Raw genomic sequence first — 16,353 nt, forward strand, 5'->3', positions numbered from 1 at the left:
TCCGGTCAGGGTAGGAGTTTGCGGAACTGGGTGGCTGGGACGGGGCGGGAGAAGTAGTAGCCCTGGCCGTGGGAGCAGCCCAGGGTGCGTACGAAGTCCAGTTCCTCGGTGGTTTCGATGCCCTCGGCTATGACGTCGAGTTCCAGGTTGAGGCCCATCGCCACGATGGTGCGGACCAACTCCCTGCTGCGCGGGCTGGTGGCGATGCGGGAGATGAAGGACCGGTCGATTTTGAAGGCGTCGATGGACAGGTCGTGCAGGGCCTCGAGCGACGAGTAGCCGGTGCCGAAGTCGTCGATGTGCACCTGGACGCCGAGCGTTTTCAGGCCGCTCAGCAGCGACGAGGCGAGCTTGACGTCGTCCATGATGACGCCCTCGGTGATTTCGATGGCCAGGCGGTCGGGGTTCAGGCCGTGGGTGCGCAGGCGGTCGTCGACCTCGCCGATCAGGTCGCTCTGCCAGAACTGCCGGTTCGAGACGTTGATGCTCATCATGAACGGGCGGGCGTCGTTCTCGTGCAGGTCCCATTCGTGCATCTGCCGGCATGACTCGTCGAGCACCCAGGTGCCGAGCCTGAGGCTGAGCCCCGACTCCTCGGCGACCCTGAGGAAATCGCCGGGCGGCAGCAGTCCGCGGGTCGGATGGTGCCAGCGGACCAGGGCCTCGGCGCCGCTCACCGTGCCGGTTCTGAGGTCGACGAGCGGCTGATAGTGCAGCACGAGTTCGCGGTTGTCGAGCGCCTTGCGCAGCTCGTTCTCGATGCTGAGGCGGTTGGCCGCGGCACCGTGCATGGCCGGGTCGAAGATGGCGTGGGCGCGCTTGCCGTGGCTCTTCGCGTGGTACATCGCCACGTCGGCGTCGCGCATGATCGTCTCGGTGTCGGTGTACTCGGGCTGTCCGACGGCGATTCCGATGCTGGCCGAGATGACGGCCTCGGTGTTGCCGAGCCGGTGCGGCCGGGCGAGCGCCTGCTGCAGGCGGCCGGCCAGGACGACCGGGCTGTCGTCGTCGTTGATCTCCTCGAGCAGGATGGCGAACTCGTCGCCGCCGAAGCGGGCGGCGGTGTCGAGTGAGCGCAGCGTCGCGGTCAGCCGGGTGGCGACCTCCTGCAGGAGCCGGTCCCCGGCGAGGTGGCCGAGGCTGTCGTTGACGATCTTGAAGCCGTCCAGGTCGAGCATCAGAACGGCATACCGGTAGTCGCTGCGGCGGCTGGCCCGGGCGATGGCGGTGGTGAGGCGGGTCCGGAAGTAGGCCCGGTTGGGCAGGCCGGTGAGCTCGTCGTACAGCGCCGCGCGCCGCAGATGTTCCTCCTGCTCGCGCATGGTCTGCAGCAGCGCCTCGTGTTCCAGGGCGACGCTCAGCAGCGCGGCCCACTGGTTCATCGTCTCGCGGCCCTCGGGGACGTACGCCTGGATGGGAGCCACCAGCGCCAGCATGCCCCAGTCGCCGGAACCGACCTTCAGGTGCGCGATGTAGACCATGGTGTCCGCGGCGATGTCCGCCAGCGACACGATCTCCGCGGTCGGGAACGCGGCGAGCCGCACGACCTCCTGCGGGTTCAGCGGACTGCCGATCTCCCGGTCGTACCGGCCGACCACGTTCAGCGAGGTCTGTTTCGCCGGATTGGCCTCGTGGTCCGGCCACAGTCCCAGGCAGCCGGCGCGGACGTCGGTCTCGCCCAGCCAGTCCAGCGAACGTGGGTCCTTCTCCTGGCTGCGCAGCAGCTGCAGGCTGATCGTGTACTGGGTGGCCAGGCTGCCCATCATCGACTTGCCGCGCTCGGACAGCCAGGTGGTCTGGGCCTGGGCCAGCAGCAGGAGGATCTTCTGCAGACAGCCATCCACCCGGCGGGTGGCGTCCACGTCGCGGGCCAGCCCGGCTTCGGCCTGCAACTGCCGGGCGTAGTCCTGGATCCCCCGCACGACCTCGGCGATCCGCTCGTTGTCCCCGAGCACGCCGGCCAGCGACAGCAGCGACCGGCGCAGGGTGAGGCTCTGCGGTCCGTCGGTTCCGGCGAGGGCGGCCCGCAGGGCGTCGACGATCGCGGCGACCGGGCCGGCGAGGGCCATCGGATGGCTCAGGTAGCGTCCCCGCGCGAGCCGGTCCTCCAGCAGGGTGAGCAGATCCGCCGACCGGCCCGGTACGTGTCCGGCGTGGTCCTCGTCGTCGACCGGCTTGGCCGCGGTGGTCAGCAGCCCGGTGCACCCGCACGACTCCCGTACGGTCAGCGACGTCGGCACCGCGTGGACCCCGTCCGCGACGGCCTCGCCGCGGTGCAGCCGGATCATCATCTGCACGGCGAGCGCGCCGATGTCCTCCATGGGCTGCCGGACGCTGGTCAGGCTGGGGGTCAGGCGCGCGCCGACCTCGGTGTCGTCGAAGCCGATCACGGCCTGGTCGGCGGGCAGATCGAGACCGGCGGCGGTCAGCACCCGCATCAGACCGACGGCGTTCCGGTCGTTGCCGGTGAGCACCGCCGTGGACGGCATTCCGGCCGCCAGCATCGCGTGCGCGGCGCGTTCCCCGCTGGGTTCCTGCATGTCCTCGACCGCGTAGAACAGGTCGGGATCGGGGGTCAGCCCGTTCTCCAGCATCGTCTCGCGGTAGGCGCGGAGGCGTTCCTTGACGTCGGTCTGCACCGGGTTCCCGACGAACCCGATCCGGCGGTGGCCGTGGTCGATCAGGTGCTGGGTGGCCGCCCGGGTGCCGGTGAAGTTGTCCGGCAGGATGACCGGGCAGTCGAAGCCGCGCGGGTTGTCACTGATCACCACGACCGGGCGCCCGGACCGCCGCGCGGCCCGGAGGAAGTCGATGCTCACCCCGTTCAGCAGCACCACGAAACCCGCCACGTGGTCCCAGGCCACCCGGTGCGGGAAGGCCGGTGGCTCGGCGAAGTCCTGTTCCACCGTGCCGGCGTCCACGGTCTGGATCGCGATCAGCCGGCCGTCGACGGCCGCCAGTTCCTTGGCCATTCCGGCCAGCAGCTCACCGAAGTACGGCCCGCCGAACGCGGTGGAGAGGACGGCGACGTTGAGACTCCGCGTCTCGCTCAACGTCCCCTCCGCAGGCTCCCCGGATCGCCCGTCGTGGGCAAGATCAGTCACTTTGAGTAGTACAGATGTGACTGAGGGTATCGACGAGACGCGGCTGATGAGTTCTGAACGGGCATTTGCGTCTGGCTCGGCCGCGCCGGGGAAAGCGCGTTGATCGGGTTCTGCTTCCGGCGTACCGTCCGCTCATGCCTGCCTACGTCAAGAGCGTGACCTTCGACTGTGCGGACGCCCTCAAGGTGGCCGCCTTCTGGGCCGCTGCCCTCGGCGGCGAACTCGACGAGGAAGCCACGCCGGAGAAGGCCTTCGTCGAGGCGCCCGGCTGGGGCGGCCCCAACCTGTGGTTTCAGCGGGTGCCGGAGCCTCGTACCGCGAAGTTGCGGATGCATTTCGACCTGCGGGCGCCCGGGTCGGTCCAGGACGAGGTCGACCGGCTGGTCGCGCTCGGTGCGACCGTCGCGCACGCCGGTGCCGACCTGACCGTCATGCAGGACCCGGAAGGGAACGAGTTCTGCGTGGAGAACTGAGCCCGTCGGCGAAGAACTCGGCGAACGGCGCGCAGAGCGCCGGCCGGGCGATGGCGATGGCGTCGTGGCGCGAGCCGGGCACGACGATGCTGGCCGCCCGCGGCAGGGCCGCGGCGAGGTCGTTGTTGATCGTCCGGTAGTACGGCGGACACCACCCGCCGGTGACGAGCAGGACCTCGGCGGTGATGCCGGCGTACGCGGCGGCCGGCTCGTCGTGGGTCAGCGACTCGCGGCACTCGATCACCACGGTGGGCAGCAGCTCACCCATGGTGCGGCCGACCGGCGTCCACTGGAAGGCGTGGGCCACCGCGGTCTGCAGGCTCAGTGGCAGCGCGGACAGCGGTCCGCCCGCGCGCACCCCGCGGCCCATCAGCGCCAGGGCCCGGCTCCGGTGTCCGGCCCGGACGGCCGCTTCGAACTCGGCGAACCAGTCGGTGGGGAAGAAGCCGCCGAGGTTGACCGTGGGGTCGTAGAGCGCGATGCGGTCGAACGCCAGTTGCCGGGCGGCGCGCAGCGTGACGAAGCAGCCGTGGCTGTGCGCCGCGACGTAACGGGCGCCGGTGTGGTGCTGGACCGCCGCCAGGTCGGCGATGTCGGTGTCCACGGTGTGCCCGGCACCGTGCGGCGCCGCGTCGGCACGCCCGCGCCGGTTGTACAGGTGCACGGTGAACGTCGCGGCCAGGCGGTGGGCGAAGCGGCGGTACGGGGCCGTGGTGATGCCGCCGCCGTGGACGAACAGGATGCCCGGCCCGGTGCCGATGGATTCGACGGTGATGGTGGCGCCGTCACGCTAGGTGGTCTCGGTCAGTCGCATCTGCGTACCCCCCCTAATCTGCAAACGGTGTTCGCAGTTTAAAGTATGCGGGTGGGTTCGTCTATCTGGAACCGGCCGGAGCGGGGTACGCGCGGCCCGGCGCCCGGGCACAGCCGGGACGCGATCGTGGCGGCCGCGGTGGTCCTGGCCGACGCCGAAGGGCTGGCGGCGGTGTCGATGCGCGCGGTCGCCGGCGCGCTGGGCACCGGCGCCGGGTCGCTCTACCGGTACCTGTCGTCGCGCGACGACCTGCTGGACCTGATGACCGACGCCGCGATGGCCGAGATGCGTCCCTACCCGGACGGCGACCGCCCCTGGCCGGACGCCATGCTCACCGTGGCCCGCCGGCAGCTCGAGCTGTACCGCCGGCACCGGTGGCTGATCGACGCCGCGACCCGGCCGGCGGCGCCCGGGCCGAACGTGCTCGAGTACTTCGACCACTGCCTGCGCCTGTTGGCGCCGGTGGACTGCCCGGACGCGGCCAAGTTCGAGGCGATCGCCATGGTCACCGGCGTGGTCACGCTGTTCGCGCGCAGCGAGGGGGCGTACCCGCTGGACGGTGTTGATCCGGTCGCCCACCCGCACCTGGCCGCGGCGCTGAGCCGGCCGTCGTCGGCGCCGCGCACCGATCTCTTCGACCGCAGCGTGCGCAGCCTGCTCAGCGGCCTGCTGGCGCCGGGATAGCGCGCCCGGCGGTCACCGGGCAGACTGCTCAGCATGCTGGGTCGTACCAAGAAGCACTTCTGGGGTGTGGTGATCGACGCACCGGATCCGCACGCGCTCGGTCGCTTCTACGCCGATCTGATGGACTGGAAGATCGTCAACGACGAGCCGAACTTCGTGACGCTGGCGCCCGGCGGCGACCATGTCGAGTACCTCGGCATCCAGCGGTCGGCCGGTTACCTGCCGCCGGTGTGGCCGAACGAGGACGGCCGCCAGCAGATGATGATGCACCTGGACATCGAGGTGCCGGATCTGGAGGCCGCGGTCGCCGCGGCGGTCCGCGCCGGAGCGCGGGAGGCGGACTTCCAACCCCAGGAGACGGTACGGGTGCTGCTGGACCCGGCCGGTCACCCGTTCTGCCTGTACGTGGACACCAGCGCCGGGTAAACCCGCACCCGGGTCCGGACCGGGACACTGCCACTTGTCCGACGAACCGGTTGACCGGGGACGAGCGGGCCGGATCATGAGCCAATGACCATGCTCATCGCTCACCTCAGTGATTCGCACATCACCACCGGTCCGCTCGGTGCGCAGCCCGCCGCCGGCCTCCAGCTCGCGCTCGCCCGGGTGCTCGTGCTGGACCCGCAGCCGGACTGCGTCGTCATCACCGGCGACCTGGTCAACAACGGCCGCCCCGAGGAGTACGAGGTGCTGCGCGAGGTGATCGGTGCGTTCCCCCTGCCCCTGCACCTGATCACCGGCAACCACGACAGCCGCGAGACGCTGGTGGACGCGTTCGGTGGCGGCCCGCTGCTGGGCGGCTCGATGACCGCGTACTACGCGATGGAGTACCCGGAGGCCACCGTGGTGGCACTGGACTCGCTGATCCCCGGCGATCCGGCCGGGCGGCTCGGCGACGACCAGCTCGGGTGGCTGGACACCGTGCTGAAGCGGCGGCCGGACGTACCCGCGTTCCTCGGTCTGCACCACCCGCCGATCCCGATCGGCATCCCGTTCCTGGACGGGATGCGGCTGCTGGACGGCGACGCCCTGGCCGAGGTGGTGGCGGCCCACCCGCAGGTGGTCCGGGTGATGGCCGGGCACATCCACCGGAGCATCACCGCGGCGTTCGCCGGCAGCGTGCTGACCGTGGCGCCGAGCACCTACCGGCAGTCCGGCCTGGTGATGGCGTCCGACCTGCCACCGGGCTACCTGACCGAGCCGACCGGATTCCTGCTGCACGTGCTCGACGGCCCGCATTGCGTGACACATACCGTGCCGGTGAGTCACGCTGGTGCACTGCTCGGCGCCTACTGAACACCGCTGGGCGCACGAGATCATCGAAATGTCGTACCGCGGCGATACCGTCGACCTGGCGAAAGGGGAGGCCGATGATCGATCATGTGACGCTCGGGGTGCACCACCTCGAGGAGAGCAGGCACTTCTACGAGCATGCGCTGGCCCCGCTCGGGCTGAAGGTGGTCCGTAACGCACCCGAGCTGCTCGGATTCGGCGACGACACCGGCCGCCCGTTCTTCTGGCTCGCCCTCCGCGAGCCGACGCACCGGGTGCACGTGGCGTTCACCGCCCCCGACCGCGCCACCGTGGACGCGTTCCACGCCGCCGCCCTGCGGTCCGGTGGCGTCGACAACGGGCCGCCCGGCCTGCGCCCGCACTACCACGAGAACTACTACGGCGCGTTCGTCTTCGACGCCGACGGCAACAACATCGAGGCGGTCTGCCACCGGCCCGAGTGACCCGGCCGGAGGGAGCAAGTGCGGGCGAAAGGCGAGCATTGCTACTTTTCGGTGGTATGCCTTATTCATGAGAGCACCCCTGCCCGACAACGAGATCGACCGCCTCGCCGCCCTGTACTCGCTGGGCGTCCTCGACTCCGAACCGGAGAAGGACTTCGACGACATCGTCGCGCTCGCCGCCACCGTGTGCGAAGCGCCGATGTCGCTGGTCAATCTCGTGGACGTGGACCGGCAGTGGGTGAAGGCGAGGACCGGCACCGACGTGCGCGAAATCGCCCGCGACAGGTCCTTCTGCGCGCACACCATCCTCGACGAGGACCTGCTGGTGGTGCCGGACACCCGCCAGGACCCCCGGTTCGCCGACAACCCGGCCGTGGACGTCGACGGCGGCATCCGCTTCTACGCGGGCGCGCCGCTGATCACCACGGACGGCTACGCGCTCGGCACCTTGTGCGTGGCGGACAGCCAGCCCCGGCAGCTCAGCGTCGAACAGCAACAGGCACTGCGGGCGCTCGCCCGGCAGGTCACGTCCCAGCTGGAACTGCGCCGGTACGCGGTGGCGCTGAGCAACACCACCGCCCGCCTGCAGGAGTTGGAGCGCCGCAAGGACGACCTGGCGCACCTGGTCGGCGGGGAACTCAAACCCACGTTGCGGCTGATCACGTCGTACCTCGGGGAACTGGGCCGGACCGGGCGCAACGACCCGGAGCTAGCCGACCTGGTCGGCCGGGCCACCGCCGCGCACGTGCGCGGCCTGACCGACCTGCTCGGCCACCTGACCACCATGGCCGACGCCGGAGCGGGCAACGACAGCCTGCACATGCGGCAGATCGACCTGACCCGGCTCACCCAGCGGGCCATCGAGGCGGTCCGGCCGATCGCCGCGACCAAGCAGATCTGGATCCTCAACCAGGCCGGCGGCCCCACCCTGCCGATCATCGCCGACCCGGTACGGCTCGAGCAGGTCATCATGCACCTGCTGTTCGCCGCCGTGAAGTACACCCCGTCGGGCGGGCGGGTACGGATCGGCACCGAGATCGAATCCGGTCCCGCGGTACGGCTGGACGACATGGACCTGCCCGGCGGGCTGCGTCCGGACCTGTTCCCGCACCTGTACTACGGCACCATCGCCAACGCGTCCGACGTGCCCGGCCCGGACCGCGGACTGGCCGTCGCCAAGCGGATCCTGGACGCGCACCACGCCACCGTGGCCCTGTCCGACCGGCCCGGCGACGGCACGTCGCTGCACGTGGTGTTCCCGTTCGCGGAACGCGAGAACGAACTCGTCGGAGCCTGAGCCCACCCGCGGCGGAACCATGCAAGGTCACGCCTGACCCGCGCGGCCCGTACCCGCCCGGCTGCAGTTCGGGCGGGTACGGGCCGGCGGTCACCCGGTATGAACCGGGCCCGAGCCGCCACCCGGGGGCGAGCCGGCGGACGGCGAGTCATGCGGTGCGAAGAACGGATGCCGCGTCGACTGGCTGGGCACCGGCGGGCGGGCGGTGGCGCGCCCCGAGGCCGGATGCCGCGGCATCGGCACCTGGTCCCGCACCGGCGGCCAGGTGTCCACCACCGGAGCGAGCGGCTGCGCCGGCAGCACCCCGGTCGCCGGCACCGCGGTCACCGGATCGTCCGCGGTGGACCGGACCAGACCGGCACGGTGCAGCTTGTGCCAGCGCAACCGGGCACCGGTCAGCGCCGTGGTGACGGACTGGATCAGAACCAGATACATCAACTGGCGGTACGCGAACTGCTGCAGCGGCAACCGCCACAGCGGGCCCATCGCCTCCCGGTCGATCCGGAACGCCACCGCCGCCGTGAACAACTGCAGCGCCAACATCCCGGTCCAGGCGATCACCGTGTCGCTGCGCTCCCAGAACACCAGGCCGTACACCAGAAGCACGTCGACCACCGGCGCGAGCAGCGGCAACGCCACCCCGAACAGCGCCAGGAACGGCAGGCCCACCCGGCCGAAGCGGCCCGAGTCGCCGGAGTCGGTCAGCGCCCTGCGGTGCTTCCACATCGCCTGCATGGTCCCGTAGCTCCACCGGTACCGCTGGCGGTACAACTGCTCCAGCGTCGCCGGCGCCTCCGTCCAGGCCCGGGCCCGCTCCTCGTAGACCACCCGCCACCCGGCCCGGCACAACGCCATCGTGACGTCGGTGTCCTCGGCCAGCGTCTCGTCGCTGATCCCGCCGACCTCGGCCAGCGCCACCCGCCGGAACGCCCCGATCGCGCCCGGCACGGTCGGCATGCAGTTCAGCACCTCGTACAGCCGGCGGTCCAGGTTGAAGCCGATCACGTACTCGATGTGCTGCCAGAGCGCCACCAGGCTCTTCCGGTTGCCCACCTTGACGTTGCCGGCCACCGCGCCCACCGCCGGGCTGGCGAACGGCTGCACCAGCATCCGGATCGAGTCCCGCTCGAAGATCGTGTCACCGTCCACCGTGACGATCAGGTCGTGCCGGGCCAGCGCGATCCCGGTGTTCAGCGCGTTCGCCTTGCCGCCGTTCGGCACCCGGATGACCCGCACGTTCGGCAGCCGCATCCGCTCCACCAGCGCCGCGGTGCCGTCGGTCGACCCGTCGTCGACCACCACCACCTCGATCTCCGGATAGTCGCCGCCGGCCAGCGAACGCACCGCCGCCTCGATGCCCTCCTTCTCGTTGTACGCCGGCACGATGATCGACACCGGCTCGGTGACCGGCGGACCCCAGGACCAGTCCGGCCGGCGGCGCTGCCGGGCGTGCCGGGTCGCCAGCAGAAGCAACAGGACGGTACGCACGATGGTCAGCACGCCGACCACCAGGAAGAGGCCGGCCAGGGCGTACACCAGGGCGTCGGCCAGACGTACGGTCCACAACAGCGCACTGCCGCGCCACCGGTCCGCGCTCGGCGCGGGCGGGTTCACCGGCAGCTGCGGCGCCGCACTCTGCTCCCGCAGCCCGAGGTTGAGTCCCTCGGTGACGGTGGTGAACCGGTACCCGCGCGCCTGCATCATCGGAATGAAGCTGCGCAGCGCCTCCACGGTCTGCGACCGGTCACCACCGGCGTCGTGGAACAGCACCACCGCGGACGCGTCCGCGGCCGGCACCGCGCTCGTGACGATCCGCTCGACGCCCGGTTTGCGCCAGTCGTTGCTGTCCAGGTCGTTCACCACGACCAGGTAACCCAGCTCGCCGGCGTCCCGGATCAGCCGCCAGTTGTCGTCGTCGATCGCGGCCGGCTTCGACGAGTACGGGAACCGCACCAGGTTCGTGTGCACACCGGTGGCGCGGGCGACGGCCACCTGCGTCTGGGACAGCTCGAGCTTGCGGCGCCACGGCGCGAGCCGCTGCATGTTCGGGTGGGTGAACGTGTGCAGCCCCACCTCGTGACCGGCGTCGGTGATGCTGCGCGCGACGTCCGGGTGGCGGGCCACCTCGGAACCCACCACGAAGAACGTGCCGTGCGCGCCGTACTCCTTGAGCACCCGCAGCACCTTCGGCGTCCAGGTCGGATCCGGGCCGTCGTCGAACGTCAGCGCGATCGTCCGGGCCGGAAGCCGGTTGGAACTGACCTGCCCACCGGTGGTGTTGATGATCGGCCCACCGCTGCGGATCTCCCCGGGTACGCCGGACTGCTCACCGACCTCGGTCTCCACGTGATCGCCGGCGAACTCGGCGTTCACGTACGCCTGCACCACCAGCACGCCCACGAAGATCAGGACCATCAGGGCGCCCAGCATGATCCGCGGCTGCGGCAGGAGGCGGCGACTGCGGGTCTTGGTGGGGGCGGTCATGAGGCTTCCTCGGTGGGGTCTCGCTTCGTCACCGGCTGGGTCCGGGTGCTGCGGGGGTCGTTGCTCGGCTCGTCCTCGTCGGTGGGGTCCTGGTCCGGTTCGCGGTTGCTCTCGGTGGAGGCGGCGGAGCTTTCGTCCGTGCGGCTGTCGTCGTCCGTGCGGCTGTCGTCGTCCGTGCCGCTGTTGTCGTCCGTGCGGTTGTCTTCGGTTCGGCTACTGGTTCTGTCGGGTGTGCGGTCGGGGCTGGTGGTCTCGCCGCTCGTCCCGCTGGTGCTGTCGCCGGTCCCGCCGCCGGTGCCGCCCGTGCCGCCGGTGTCGCGCGTCCTGCCGGTGTCGCGCGTCCTGCCGGTGTCGCGCGTCCTGCCGGAGTCGTCGCCGGCTTCGCCTGCGCTGCCGGTGTCGCGCGTCCTGCCGGAGTCGTCGCCGGCTTCGCCTGCGCTGCCGGTGTCGCGCGTCCTGCCGGAGTCGTCGCCGGCTTCGCCTGCGCTGCCGGTGTCGCGCGTCCCGTCGTTGCTGTCGGTGTCGTCGTCCGTGTTTCCTTCGTCGTTGTCCGCGCTGTCCGTGCCGCCTCCGCCGCCGGTGTCGCCTCGGCCGCCCGTATCGCTGCCGCTGTCGGTGTCGTTCTCGCCCTCGGAGGTGGGGTCGCCGTCGTTGCCGTCGGTGTCGCCGCCAGAACCGCCTGTGCTGCCGTCCGTGCCGCCGTCTGAACCGTCCGCCTCGCCGCTGTCTGTGCCGCCTTCTGAACCGTCGCTGTCGGTGCCGTCGTCGCCGTCGTCGCTGTCGGTGCCGTCGCTGTCAGGGCCGCCGTCCGATCCGCCGTCCGATCCGGCTGTGCCGCCGTCGGTTGATCCACCGGTGCTGCCGCCCGCGCCGTTGCCCGGACTGGCGGTGCCGCCGCCGGAACCGCCAGTGCCACCGCCCGCGCCGCCCGTGACCGGGCCGGGAAGTTTGGTGCCGGGCGTGGTCGTGGGCGGCACCGTGCCGCCACCGGTGGGCGAGGGCGACGGGGTGCCGGTCGGCTTCGTCGTCGACTCCGCCGGCCGGGTGGTCGTGGAACTGGGCTTCGGCGTCTGCGACGGCCGGGCCGCAGGGGTCTGGGACGGGCTCCGGGTGGACTCGGCCGTACGCGGACCGATCAGACCGGCCACCGGGGTGGTCCGCCGCGGCAGGGCCTCAGTCATGACCACCGATCGCGACGCACCGGTCGTGGTGGGCGCCGGAGTGGGCGTGACCCGGATCTGCTGCGCGTCCCGCCCGTCGTCGGCGCCCTCCCCCTGGAGAGCGGGCAGTGGCAGCACCGCGTTCGAACTGACCGGGCCGCCGGCCAGGCTGACGCTCACGAGGCCGCCGTAGAGCATGCAGACGCCCCCGAACGCATAGGCGAAACGTCGCAACACACGGCGCCGGCGTCCGGTCGAGTCGACGAACACCGGTGACGGCGCCGGAACGACGATCACCTCAGTGTCGAGGTTGTCACCGGCGGCGGTAGACAGGGTTTTCGGCTCCAGCGAAGTCACGACGCGAGCCTATGAACATCTACGAAGATCGCATTGAACGTCACCCGAGTGAGCGACGGCAAAATGGTGTACGGAATTCACCCGAACCGGCGAGCATTCACGTTTGACCTGGTGGCCGGCGTCTGAATGCGATTCGTAAGAATCCCTCTGAGCTGCACCTGAAAGATCCAGTGGCAGAGGTTACGCCAAATCGAAAACGATTTACCTGTCGTATTGACGACTCATCTACGAGCGCATTTCCGAATCATTTTCAGGCGACGATAAAAGAATCTTAATGGCATTGCAGCGTAATGTCCCTTTTGTTACGGCGGTCCGTCGGGGTAGGCGGCGCGGCGCTTGTGTGGCTGTCTCCGTGGCGGTCTTCCGCCGACCGGCGAGGCGCTTGGTGCGGCGGCCGGACGTCCCTCCCGGTGATCGCCACTCGCCGGTGCAGGGGGTGTAGCGGGCTGGAGTGGGTGGGCGAGGCGCAATCCCCAGTGGTCGAAGGCGGCACCGGGGCGCGGTAGCTCCTCTCACGGCAGAGAAGTGTTGGCGCGGTGTGCCGTGGTCCCCGCGGTCGTGAGGTGTCCGTGTGTTGTGGGGAGTGGTGGTTCGGTGGGTGCCGTTGTTCCCCACGGCCGTGGTGTGACTGTGTGTTGTGGGGAGTGGTGGTTCGGTGGGTGCCGTAGTTCCCCACGGCCGTGGCGTGTCCGTGTGTTGTGGGGAGTGGTGGTTCGGTGGGTGCCGTAGTTCCCCACGGCCGTGGTGTGACTGTGTGTTGTGGGGAGTGGTGGTTCGGTGGGTGCCGTAGTTCCCCACGGCTGTGACGTGTGCGTGTGCTGTGGGAAGTGGAGGTTCGGGGAGGGCCGTAGCTCCCCACGGTGGTCGCTGTGGGGAACTACGGCTCGAGTGGGTCGGTCCGGCGCTGGGTGCAACGGCCTCATCCCGACCTGCGGGCCCAAGGAGCGTCGATCTTGGACCTGTGGTGGGGCGCAAACGGGGTGGGCGCCGACCAATCCGGCACCGCAAGTCCAAGATCGACGACAGTTCGGGGTGCTGCGGTGCAGGTGGAGGGGGTTCCGGGCGGGGCGGACGAATGGCCCAGCAGGAAACAGCCAGAAATCTTAGAACTAAGTATCGACAGCCGTTGTGCCCTCGGCCGACGGTCGTTAAGCTTGCCTGTGCGCGCTCCTATCGCCCGCTTCCCCCGTGGCAGGCGATCGGGGCGCGCGCCTATTTGTACCGTCATCGACGGCTGCTGATCAGGCGTCGCGGAGCCGGCCGACCAGCGCATATGCGTCCGCGGCGAGCCGGTTGGCCACCGCGCGGCCGATGTCCTCGGCGGGAGCCCTCGCGCGACCACTCCGCACCGGCCGGTTCAGTCGGCCCCTGTGCGCCACGAGCCCCGGAGCCATCGCCCACGCCAGAGGCCGGCCAAGCCCCACGCATGGCCCCACTGGCCTCACCACAGGCCGCAGGCCCCGGCTGAAGCGCAGAGCCAGCCAGCTCAAGCTCATCTGCTGCTCAACCCTGGCAGCCGCTCGCGCTCAGGCACGCTGCTGCTCGCGCTCACGCCCGGCTGGAGCTCGCGCTCACGCCCCGGCACATGCTCGTGCTCAAGCCCGCGCCCGCAGCTCACGCCCACGCCAGCAGCTGCTCACGCTCAAGCCATGGCTACAGCTCAAGCCCAAGCAGCCACATCCACCCAGCCCCAGCGACGACTACTCAAGCCCGATCAGCCGCCGAGACCCGGCGGCCGCTATATCCAGCGACTGCCCAACCACATCCGCGACTGCCAGGACTCGTACGGGATCGACTGGCCCACGAAGATCGGATAGAAGTACGCGAAGCACAGCGCCACCATCAGGACGTACAGGCCGACCACCACCGTGCCGACGAGTTGGCGGTCGGTGCGTTTGGAGCCGGTGGTGGTGCCCTCGGTGGGGGTCATGATGGCGCCCAGCGTGTACACCACCGCCAGCACCAGGAACGGCAGCGCGGGCAGCGCGTAGAACGCGAACATCGTCCGGCCGTCCACGATCGCGTAGTAGAACCAGGGCAGCAGGCCGGCCACCACGCCGGTGCCGATGGCGAAGGCGCGCCAGTCGCGGCGGGCCAGGCCGAACCAGAGCAGGGCGCCGAGCGCGGGCAGGAACGACCACCACAGCAGCGGCGTACCGAGCAGCAGGATCTCCGCGGCGCAGCTGGGCGCGCCGCAGGTGCCGTTGCCGTTCCAGTGGAACGCCACCGGACGGCCGAGCAGCAGCCACTGCCACGGCCAGCTCTGGTAGACGTGCCGGTCGGTCAGGCCGCTGTGGAAGTTGTACGCCTCGGAGTGGTAGTGGATCAGGTTGAGCAGCGCGCCGAGGACGGGCGGCTCGCTCCACCCGTTCGCCTCCCGGTAGTGCCGGAAGTAGCCGGTGTCGGTGAGGAACCAGCCGGCCCAGGTGGCCAGGTAGAACACGATGGTCAGCGCGAAGCTCAGCAGCAGCCAGCCCAGGTCGCCGAGCAGCCCGGCGGAGATCGGGCGGCGGGTCCCGCCGGAGCGGCGTGCGCCGACCCGCCACACCACCACCAGGATGGCGAAGAACGGGGCGAAGAACAGCGCGCTCCATTTTACGCCGCAGGCCAGGCCGAACATGATCCCGGCGACCAGCAGCCACCACGGCGGCTGGCCGGGCAGGCGGCGGCCGCTGTTCGGGTCGTACCCGTTCTCCAGGGCCCGCAGCCAGCGTCTCCGGTACGCGTCCCGGTCGATCACCATGGCGGCGAACGCGGCCAGGATGAACAGGCCGAGGAAGATGTCCAGCAGTGACGTGCGGGACAGCACCAGGTGGAACCCGTCCAGCGCGAGCAACAGCCCGGCGGTGCCGGCCAGCACGATCGAGTGGAACAGCCGGTACGCGAGCCGGGTGATGATGAGCACCATGAGGATGCCGGCGATCGCGGTGGGGACCCGCCAGCCCAGTTCGGTGTTGCCGAACGCCTTCTCGCCGAGCGCGATCAGCCACTTACCGAGCGGTGGATGCACCACGTACGCGGGGCCGTTGGTCTTCTCGTCCCACTCCACGCCGTGCTGCAACATGTCCCAGGCGTCGGTCGGGTAGTACACCTCGTCGAAGATGTATCCCTTGGGACGGTCCAGGCCGACCAGCCGCAGCACTGCCGCGATCGTCACGACGAACGCGGTGACCAGCCACGAGTACGGGTTGAGCGCGCTGTCGAGCGTCGCCAACCGCCGCCGGACGGCAGTCGGGACGCCACCCGCGCCGGAGGGCGGAGCGGGGTCCGGCCCCTCGTCCGGCGTGGCGGACGGTTGCTCCAGGTCTGTCTCAGCTGTCGCCGAAGTCACCCCGCGATCGTAGGCTGCGCGGCTGACTGCCGGGGCCCGGCGCCCGGTGTGGTGGACTTCTCGCATGGAAACAGGCAGCGGCCGGGTCGTGCTCGTGGGCGCTCCGCTCGGCAATGTCGGCGATGCGTCCACCCGGCTGCGCGACGTGCTGGCCAGTGCGGACGTGGTCGCGGCCGAGGACACCCGGCGGCTGGCCCGGCTGGCCCGGGACCTGGACGTCACGGTGGCGGGGCGGGTGGTGTCGTATTTCGAGGGGAACGAGGAACGCCGTACCCCTGATCTGGTCGACGCCCTGCGGGGTGGGGCGGTGGTCGCGGTCGTCACCGACGGCGGCATGCCGAGCGTGTCCGATCCCGGCTACCGGCTGGTCCGCGCCGCGCTGGAGGCCGGTTTCGGGGTGACCGCGGTGCCCGGGCCGAGCGCGGTGACCACCGCGCTGGCGCTGTCCGGCCTGCCCAGCGACCGGTTCGTCTTCGAGGGCTTCCTGCCCCGGTCCGGGTCGGCGCGCCGGGCCCGGCTGCGCGAACTGGCCGCCGAGCCGCGCACGCTGGTGCTGTTCGAGGCGCCGCACCGGATCGGTGACGCCCTCGCCGACCTGGTCGGGGCGTTCGGCGCGGACCGCCCGGCGGCGATCTGCCGGGAGCTGACCAAGACGTACGAGGAGGTGCGCCGCGGCACGCTGGCCGAGCTGGCGGACCGGGCCGCGGCGGACCCGCCGCGTGGCGAGATCACGCTGGTGGTGGGCGGGGCGCCGGTGATCGTGGCGGCCCGTCCGGACGATGACGAGCTGCGTGCGGCGGTGGCCCGCCGCGAGGCCGGGGGAGTCTCCCGGCGGGATGCGATCACCGCGGTCGCCGAGGAGTACGGGCTGCGCAAACGTGAGGTGTACGCGCTGGTGCACGCGCCCTGACGG

General features: G+C 70.7%; 12 protein-coding genes. 7 read left to right on the forward strand and 5 right to left on the reverse strand.

The window, feature by feature from the left end:
- Positions 1–5: 5 nt before the first annotated feature.
- Positions 6–3,053, reverse strand: coding sequence for an EAL domain-containing protein (locus LDL48_RS13290; RefSeq protein WP_225255376.1), 3,048 nt, complete (start codon positions 3,051–3,053; stop codon positions 6–8).
- A gap of 185 nt (positions 3,054–3,238) precedes the next feature.
- On the opposite strand from LDL48_RS13290, the gene LDL48_RS13295 reads away from it, so the two are divergent.
- Positions 3,239–3,577, forward strand: a complete 339-nt coding sequence (locus LDL48_RS13295) for a VOC family protein (protein WP_225255377.1) — start codon at positions 3,239–3,241, stop codon at positions 3,575–3,577.
- Here the strand turns inward: LDL48_RS13295 and LDL48_RS13300 are convergent.
- On the reverse strand, positions 3,534–4,352 hold the full coding sequence (locus tag LDL48_RS13300) for an alpha/beta fold hydrolase (RefSeq protein ID WP_308016458.1): 819 nt from the start codon (positions 4,350–4,352) through the stop codon (positions 3,534–3,536). The two genes, LDL48_RS13295 and LDL48_RS13300, sit on opposite strands and share 44 nt — an antisense overlap.
- A gap of 90 nt (positions 4,353–4,442) precedes the next feature.
- Here LDL48_RS13300 and LDL48_RS13305 point away from each other — a divergent pair, with 90 nt between their 5' ends.
- The 5 genes from LDL48_RS13305 to LDL48_RS13325 all read left to right on the forward strand — a co-directional run bounded on the left by LDL48_RS13305 (position 4,443) and on the right by LDL48_RS13325 (position 8,108).
- Positions 4,443–5,075 carry a TetR/AcrR family transcriptional regulator gene (locus LDL48_RS13305; RefSeq protein WP_225255378.1) on the forward strand — a complete coding sequence of 211 codons (633 nt, stop codon included), beginning with the start codon at positions 4,443–4,445 and terminating at the stop codon, positions 5,073–5,075.
- Between the two features lie 33 nt (positions 5,076–5,108).
- Positions 5,109–5,501: a VOC family protein gene (locus LDL48_RS13310; RefSeq protein WP_225255379.1), complete on the forward strand. Its 393-nt coding sequence runs from the start codon at positions 5,109–5,111 to the stop codon at positions 5,499–5,501.
- Positions 5,502–5,585: 84 nt separating this feature from the next.
- Entirely contained in the window at positions 5,586–6,371 is a 786-nt protein-coding gene (locus LDL48_RS13315) for a phosphodiesterase (protein WP_225255380.1), read from the forward strand.
- Positions 6,372–6,445: 74 nt separating this feature from the next.
- Positions 6,446–6,811: a VOC family protein gene (locus tag LDL48_RS13320; protein ID WP_225255381.1), complete on the forward strand. Its 366-nt coding sequence runs from the start codon at positions 6,446–6,448 to the stop codon at positions 6,809–6,811.
- A gap of 67 nt (positions 6,812–6,878) precedes the next feature.
- The gene (locus LDL48_RS13325; protein WP_225255382.1) at positions 6,879–8,108 is read left to right on the forward strand and encodes a GAF domain-containing sensor histidine kinase; all 1,230 of its coding nucleotides are present in this window, start codon (positions 6,879–6,881) and stop codon (positions 8,106–8,108) included.
- Positions 8,109–8,198: 90 nt separating this feature from the next.
- Here LDL48_RS13325 and LDL48_RS13330 read toward each other — a convergent pair whose 3' ends face one another.
- The 3 genes from LDL48_RS13330 to LDL48_RS13340 all read right to left on the reverse strand — a co-directional run bounded on the left by LDL48_RS13330 (position 8,199) and on the right by LDL48_RS13340 (position 15,440).
- Complete coding sequence (locus LDL48_RS13330) at positions 8,199–10,592, reverse strand: bifunctional polysaccharide deacetylase/glycosyltransferase family 2 protein (protein ID WP_225255383.1); 2,394 nt, start codon at positions 10,590–10,592, stop codon at positions 8,199–8,201.
- Positions 10,589–12,109 carry a hypothetical protein gene (locus tag LDL48_RS13335; protein ID WP_225255384.1) on the reverse strand — a complete coding sequence of 507 codons (1,521 nt, stop codon included), beginning with the start codon at positions 12,107–12,109 and terminating at the stop codon, positions 10,589–10,591. Before LDL48_RS13335 ends, LDL48_RS13330 begins: the two co-directional genes overlap by 4 nt.
- Before the next feature lie 1,738 nt (positions 12,110–13,847).
- A complete protein-coding gene (locus tag LDL48_RS13340; RefSeq protein ID WP_225255385.1) occupies positions 13,848–15,440 on the reverse strand; it encodes a dolichyl-phosphate-mannose--protein mannosyltransferase in 1,593 nt (530 codons plus the stop codon).
- A gap of 64 nt (positions 15,441–15,504) precedes the next feature.
- Here LDL48_RS13340 and rsmI point away from each other — a divergent pair, with 64 nt between their 5' ends.
- Complete coding sequence (gene rsmI, locus LDL48_RS13345; protein WP_225255386.1) at positions 15,505–16,350, forward strand: 16S rRNA (cytidine(1402)-2'-O)-methyltransferase; 846 nt, start codon at positions 15,505–15,507, stop codon at positions 16,348–16,350.
- The last annotated feature ends 3 nt before the right edge of the window (positions 16,351–16,353 follow it).

This window comes from Jidongwangia harbinensis (genome assembly GCF_020216025.1).
In the GTDB taxonomy this organism is placed as follows: Bacteria; Actinomycetota; Actinomycetes; order Mycobacteriales; family Micromonosporaceae; genus Actinoplanes; species Actinoplanes harbinensis.

Bases quoted from the DNA above. Each gene is read 5' to 3' on its own strand.
- LDL48_RS13295 (WP_225255377.1), top strand. From the start codon at position 3,239: ATGCCTGCCTACGTCAAGAGCGTGACCTTCGACTGTGCGGACGCCCTC.
- LDL48_RS13310 (WP_225255379.1), top strand. From the start codon at position 5,109: ATGCTGGGTCGTACCAAGAAGCACTTCTGGGGTGTGGTGATCGACGCA.
- LDL48_RS13315 (WP_225255380.1), top strand. From the start codon at position 5,586: ATGACCATGCTCATCGCTCACCTCAGTGATTCGCACATCACCACCGGT.
- LDL48_RS13320 (WP_225255381.1), top strand. From the start codon at position 6,446: ATGATCGATCATGTGACGCTCGGGGTGCACCACCTCGAGGAGAGCAGG.
- LDL48_RS13325 (WP_225255382.1), top strand. From the start codon at position 6,879: ATGAGAGCACCCCTGCCCGACAACGAGATCGACCGCCTCGCCGCCCTG.
- LDL48_RS13330 (WP_225255383.1), bottom strand. From the start codon at position 10,592: ATGACCGCCCCCACCAAGACCCGCAGTCGCCGCCTCCTGCCGCAGCCG.
- rsmI (WP_225255386.1), top strand. From the start codon at position 15,505: ATGGAAACAGGCAGCGGCCGGGTCGTGCTCGTGGGCGCTCCGCTCGGC.